Genomic DNA, 5,386 nt, shown 5'->3' with positions numbered 1-5,386 from the left:
TAGTGTTAACAGTCGGGAGAGGAGTGGCATTAACACCATCCTTCATGAACTTAATCCACTGTTCACCATAAACGTGACGATGAGGGACATAAAAAGTAAAAATGTCTACAGTAGAGTCAATAGCAAGGCCACGACGCAATGGAGAAAGACGGAGAGCGCCAACGGCGTCCATCTCGAAGGAGTCGCCAGCGATAACCGGAGTAGTTGAAATGGTAATAAGACGACCAATCTGACCAGCAAGGAAGCCAAGATGGGAAAGGTCATGCGGCATACGCTCGGCGCCAGTTTGAATATTAGACATAATTTATCCTCAAGTAAGGGGCCGAAGCCCCTGCAATTAAAATTGTTGACCACCTACATACCAAAGACGAGCGCCTTTACGCTTGCCTTTAGTACCTCGCAACGGCTGCGGACGACCAGGGCGAGCGCCAGAACGTTTTTTACCTTTAGACATTACATCACTCCTTCTGCACGTAATTTTTGACGCACGTTTTCTTCTGCGTCAGTAAGAACGTCAGTGTTTCCTGCGCGTACACGCAAGGTAAACGCGAACAATTCAGCGGCTTTAACCGGACGCTCGACGCCATTAATAATGTTTTCCGTAAATTCAGCGCCTTCCATGATGAGACAGGCCGTTTGAATGTTGACGGGATGAACATAATAAGCAATGACGGCAGCAATAAACTCAACAGGAGCAGGAAAGCGAGGGTATCCTACAAAGTCCAGCGTACCATAAACGCAAGCCTCAACGCAGCGACGAGCACGAGAGCGGTCAGTAGCAATCCAAACTTTGTTACTCGTCAGAAAATCGAAATCATCTTCGGTTAAATCCAAAACGGCAGAAGCCTGAATGAGCTTAATAGAGGCCAAAGCGGTCTGGAAACGTACGGATTGTTCAGTAACTTGACTCATGATTTCTTACCTATTAGTGGTTGAACAGCATCGGACTCAGATAGTAATCCACGCTCTTTTAAAATGTCAACAAGAGAATCTCTACCATGAACAAAATGTGACTCATATCTAAACCAGTCCTTGACGAACGTGCCAAGCATATTAAGCCACTTCTCCTCATCCAACGCGTCAGTTTTTGACAGAATCGTTAGTTGATGGCGAAAGGTCGCAAAGTAAGAGCTTCTCGAGCTGCGCAAGGATAGGTCGAATTTTCTCATTTTCCGCCAGCAGTCCACTTCGATTTAATTCGTAAACAAGCAGTAGTAATTCCTGCTTTATCAAGATAATTTTTCGACTCATCAGAAATATCCGAAAGTGTTAACTTCTGCGTCATGGAAGCGATAAAACTCTGCAGGTTGGATACGCCAATCATTTTTATCGAAGCGCGCATAAATTTGAGCAGATTTGTCGTCACAGGTTGCGCCGCCAAAACGTCGGCTACAGTAACTTTTCCCAGCCTCAATCTCATCTCTCTTTTTGCGTTCTGCTTCAATATCTGGTTGAACGGCGTCGCGTCGTAACCCAGCTTGGTAAGTTGGATTAAGCACTCCGTGGACAGATTTGTCATTGTGAGCATTTTCATCCCGAAGTTGCGGCTCATTCTGATTCTGAACAGCTTCTTGGGAAGTAGCGACAGCTTGGTTTTTAGTGAGTTGTTCCATTCTTTAGCTCCTAGACCTTTAGCAGCAAGGTCCATATCTGACTTTTTGTTAACGTATTTAGCCACATAGAAACCAACAGCCATATAACTGGTAGCTTTAAGCGGCTCACCTTTAGCATCAACAGGCCACAACCAACCAGAACGTGAAAAAGCGTCCTGCGTGTAGCGAACTGCGATGGGCATACTGTAACCATAAGGCCACGTATTTTGCAAGCTATTTAACTGGCGGCGATTGCGTACCCGACGACCAAAATTAGGGTCAACGCTACCTGTAGGAAGTGTCCGCATAAAGTGCACCGCATGGAAATGAAGACGGCCATTAGCTGTACCATACTCAGGCACACAAAAATACTGATAGCAGTCGGCGTGTGAATCATTAGCCTTGCGACCCTCGGCAGCAAGAACCATACGACCAATATCACGAAAATAGTCACGCAAAGCATTGGGATTATCATAAAACGCCTCTAATCGGTCGTCAGCCAACGTGAGAGTGTCAAAAACGATAAACCAACCATCAGCATGAGCCTGTCGCATTGCATTCATCAAACGCTGAATAGCAAAGCCTCTACGCGATTTCATAGTGGAGGCCTCCAGCAATCTTGAACACTCATCCTTAATACCTTTCTTTTTGGGGTAATTATACTCATCGCGAATATCCTTAAGAGGGCGTTCAGCAGCCAGCTTGCGGCAAAACTGCGTAACCGTCTTCTCGTTCTCTAAAAACCATTTTTCGTCCCCTTCGGGGCGGTGGTCTATAGTGTTATTAATATCAAGTTGGGGGAGCACATTGTAGCATTGTGCCAATTCATCCATTAACTTCTCAGTAACAGATACAAACTCATCACGAACGTCAGAAGCAGCCTTATGGCCGTCAACATACATATCACCATTATCGAACTCAACGCCCTGCATACGAAAAGACAGAATCTCTTCCAAGAGCTTGATGCGGTTATCCATCTGCTTATGGAAGCCAAGCATTGGGGATTGAGAAAGAGTAGAAATGCCACAAGCCTCAATAGCAGGTTTAAGAGCCTCGATACGCTCAAAGTCAAAATAATCAGCGTGACATTCAGAAGGGTAATAAGAACGAACCATAAAAAAGCCTCCAAGATTTGGAGGCATGAAAACATACAATTGGGAGGGTGTCAATCCTGACGGTTATTTCCTAGACAAATTAGAGCCAATACCATCAGCTTTACCGTCTTTCCAGAAATTGTTCCAAGTATCGGCAACAGCTTTATCAATACCATGAAAAATATCAACCACACCAGAAGCAGCATCAGTGACGACATTAGAAATATCCTTTGCAGTAGCGCCAATATGAGAAGAGCCATACCGCTGATTCTGCGTTTGCTGATGAACTAAGTCAACCTCAGCACTAACCTTGCGAGTCATTTCTTTGATTTGGTCATTGGTAAAATACTGACCAGCCGTTTGAGCTTGAGTAAGCATTTGGCGCATAATCTCGGAAACCTGCTGTTGCTTGGAAAGATTGGTGTTTTCCATAATAGACGCAACGCGAGCAGTAGACTCCTTCTGTTGATAAGCAAGCATCTCATTTTGTGCATATACCTGGTCTTTCGTATTCTGGCGTGAAGTCGCCGACTGAATGCCAGCAATCTCTTTTTGAGTCTCATTTTGCATCTCGGCAATCTCTTTCTGATTGTCCAGTTGCATTTTAGTAAGCTCTTTTTGATTCTCAAATCCGGCGTCAACCATACCAGCAGAGGAAGCATCAGCACCAGCACGCTCCCAAGCATTAAGCTCAGGAAATGCAGCAGCAAGATAATCACGAGTATCCTTTCCTTTATCAGCGGCAGACTTGCCACCAAGTCCAACCAAATCAAGCAACTTATCAGAAACGGCAGAAGTGCCAGCCTGCAACGTACCTTCAAGAAGTCCTTTACCAGCTTTAGCCATAGCACCAGAAACAAAACTAGGGACGGCCTCATCAGGGTTAGGAACATTAGAGCCTTGAATGGCAGATTTAATACCAGCATCACCCATGCCTACAGTATTGTTATCGGTAGCAAGCACATCACCTTGAATGCCACCGGAGGCGGCTTTTTGACCGCCTCCAAACAATTTAGACATGGCGCCACCAGCAAGAGCAGAAGCAATACCGCCAGCAATAGCACCAAACATAAATCACCTCACTTAAGTGGCTGGAGACAAATAATCTCTTTAATAACCTGATTCAGCGAAACCAATCCGCGGCATTTAGTAGCGGTAAAGTTAGACCAAACCATGAAACCAACATAAACATTATTGCCCGGCGTACGGGGAAGGACGTCAATAGTCACACAGTCCTTGACGGTATAATAACCACCATCATGGCGACCATCCAAAGGATAAACATCATAGGCAGTCGGGAGGGTAGTCGGAACCGAAGAAGACTCAAAGCGAACCAAACAGGCAAAAAATTTAGGGTCGGCATCAAAAGCAATATCAGCACCAACAGAAACAACCTGATTAGCGGCGTTGACAGATGTATCCATCTGAATGCAATGAAGAAAACCACCATTACCAGCATTAACCGTCAAACTATCAAAATATAACGTTGACGATGTAGCTTTAGGTGTCTGTAAAACAGGTGCCGAAGAAGCTGGAGTAACAGAAGTGAGAACCAGCTTATCAGAAAAAAAGTTTGAATTATGGCGAGAAATAAAAGTCTGAAACATGATTAAACTCCTAAGCAGAAAACCTACCGCGCTTCGCTTGGTCAACCCCTCAGCGGCAAAAATTAAAATTTTTACCGCTTCGGCGTTATAACCTCACACTCAATCTTTTATCACGAAGTCATGATTGAATCGCGAGTGGTCGGCAGATTGCGATAAACGGTCACATTAAATTTAACCTGACTATTCCACTGCAACAACTGAACGGACTGGAAACACTGGTCATAATCATGGTGGCGAATAAGTACGCGTTCTTGCAAATCACCAGAAGGCGGTTCCTGAATGAATGGGAAGCCTTCAAGAAGGTGATAAGCAGGAGAAACATACGAAGGCGCATAACGATACCACTGACCCTCAGCAATCTTAAACTTCTTAGACGAATCACCAGAACGGAAAACATCCTTCATAGAAATTTCACGCGGCGGCAAGTTGCCATACAAAACAGGGTCGCCAGCAATATCGGTATAAGTCAAAGCACCTTTAGCGTTAAGGTACTGAATCTCTTTAGTCGCAGTAGGCGGAAAACGAACAAGCGCAAGAGTAAACATAGTGCCATGCTCAGGAACAAAGAAACGCGGCACAGAATGTTTATAGGTCTGTTGAACACGACCAGAAAACTGGCCTAACGACGTTTGGTCAGTTCCATCAACATCATAGCCAGATGCCCAGAGATTAGAGCGCATGACAAGTAAAGGACGGTTGTCAGCGTCATAAGAGGTTTTACCTCCAAATGAAGAAATAACATCATGGTAACGCTGCATGAAGTAATCACGTTCTTGGTCAGTATGCAAATTAGCATAAGCAGCTTGCAGACCCATAATGTCAATAGATGTGGTAGAAGTCGTCATTTGGCGAGAAAGCTCAGTCTCAGGAGGAAGCGGAGCAGTCCAAATGTTTTTGAGATGGCAGCAACGGAAACCATAACGAGCATCATCTTGATTAAGCTCATTAGGGTTAGCCTCGGTACGGTCAGGCATCCACGGCGCTTTAAAATAGTTGTTATAGATATTCAAATAACCCTGAAACAAATGCTTAGGGATTTTATTGGTATCAGGGTTAATCGTGCCAAGAAAAGCGGCATGGTCAATATAACCAG

General features: G+C 44.7%; 9 protein-coding genes. All 9 read right to left on the bottom strand.

The genetic code is table 11. The features are described from left to right. A partial coding sequence (locus K787_RS26040) for a major capsid protein (RefSeq protein ID WP_000065543.1) occupies nucleotides 1-301 on the bottom strand: 301 nt, incomplete at its 3' end. 36 nt (nucleotides 302-337) lie between these two features. Further along, the gene (locus tag K787_RS26035) at nucleotides 338-454 is read right to left on the bottom strand and encodes a phage DNA packaging protein J (protein WP_000033471.1); all 117 of its coding nucleotides are present in this window, start codon (nucleotides 452-454) and stop codon (nucleotides 338-340) included. Further along, the gene (locus K787_RS26030) at nucleotides 454-912 is read right to left on the bottom strand and encodes a scaffolding protein D (protein WP_000084700.1); all 459 of its coding nucleotides are present in this window, start codon (nucleotides 910-912) and stop codon (nucleotides 454-456) included. The genes K787_RS26035 and K787_RS26030 overlap by 1 nt, the downstream gene beginning before the upstream one ends. Continuing rightward, entirely contained in the window at nucleotides 909-1,148 is a 240-nt protein-coding gene (locus K787_RS26025; RefSeq protein ID WP_016670801.1) for a phage DNA packaging protein C, read from the bottom strand. The genes K787_RS26030 and K787_RS26025 overlap by 4 nt, the downstream gene beginning before the upstream one ends. Continuing rightward, a complete protein-coding gene (locus tag K787_RS26020; protein ID WP_435988044.1) occupies nucleotides 1,081-1,233 on the bottom strand; it encodes a hypothetical protein in 153 nt (50 codons plus the stop codon). The genes K787_RS26025 and K787_RS26020 overlap by 68 nt, the downstream gene beginning before the upstream one ends. After that, nucleotides 1,166-2,707 (bottom strand): replication endonuclease, encoded by a 1,542-nt coding sequence (locus K787_RS26015; protein WP_000252566.1) that lies wholly within the window; start codon nucleotides 2,705-2,707, stop codon nucleotides 1,166-1,168. The genes K787_RS26020 and K787_RS26015 overlap by 68 nt, the downstream gene beginning before the upstream one ends. A 63-nt stretch (nucleotides 2,708-2,770) precedes the next feature. Beyond that, nucleotides 2,771-3,757 (bottom strand): Minor spike protein, encoded by a 987-nt coding sequence (locus tag K787_RS26010; protein WP_000466547.1) that lies wholly within the window; start codon nucleotides 3,755-3,757, stop codon nucleotides 2,771-2,773. 8 nt (nucleotides 3,758-3,765) lie between these two features. Then, nucleotides 3,766-4,293, bottom strand: a complete 528-nt coding sequence (locus K787_RS26005; protein ID WP_000487867.1) for a hypothetical protein — start codon at nucleotides 4,291-4,293, stop codon at nucleotides 3,766-3,768. 110 nt (nucleotides 4,294-4,403) lie between these two features. Beyond that, nucleotides 4,404-5,386: major capsid protein (locus tag K787_RS26000; protein ID WP_000485911.1), on the bottom strand; the 983-nt coding region annotated here is incomplete at its 5' end.

This window comes from Halopseudomonas pelagia CL-AP6, from assembly GCF_000410875.1.
Lineage (GTDB): Bacteria > Pseudomonadota > Gammaproteobacteria > Pseudomonadales > Pseudomonadaceae > Halopseudomonas > Halopseudomonas pelagia.
Note: the sequence above shows the minus strand (reverse complement) of the source record. Positions and strands in the feature narration are given on the sequence as shown.

Excerpts from the sequence above, each read along its gene's own strand:
- K787_RS26035 (WP_000033471.1), bottom strand. The coding sequence starts at position 454 with ATGTCTAAAGGTAAAAAACGTTCTGGCGCTCGCCCTGGTCGTCCGCAG.
- K787_RS26030 (WP_000084700.1), bottom strand. The coding sequence starts at position 912 with ATGAGTCAAGTTACTGAACAATCCGTACGTTTCCAGACCGCTTTGGCC.
- K787_RS26015 (WP_000252566.1), bottom strand. The coding sequence starts at position 2,707 with ATGGTTCGTTCTTATTACCCTTCTGAATGTCACGCTGATTATTTTGAC.
- K787_RS26010 (WP_000466547.1), bottom strand. The coding sequence starts at position 3,757 with ATGTTTGGTGCTATTGCTGGCGGTATTGCTTCTGCTCTTGCTGGTGGC.
- K787_RS26005 (WP_000487867.1), bottom strand. The coding sequence starts at position 4,293 with ATGTTTCAGACTTTTATTTCTCGCCATAATTCAAACTTTTTTTCTGAT.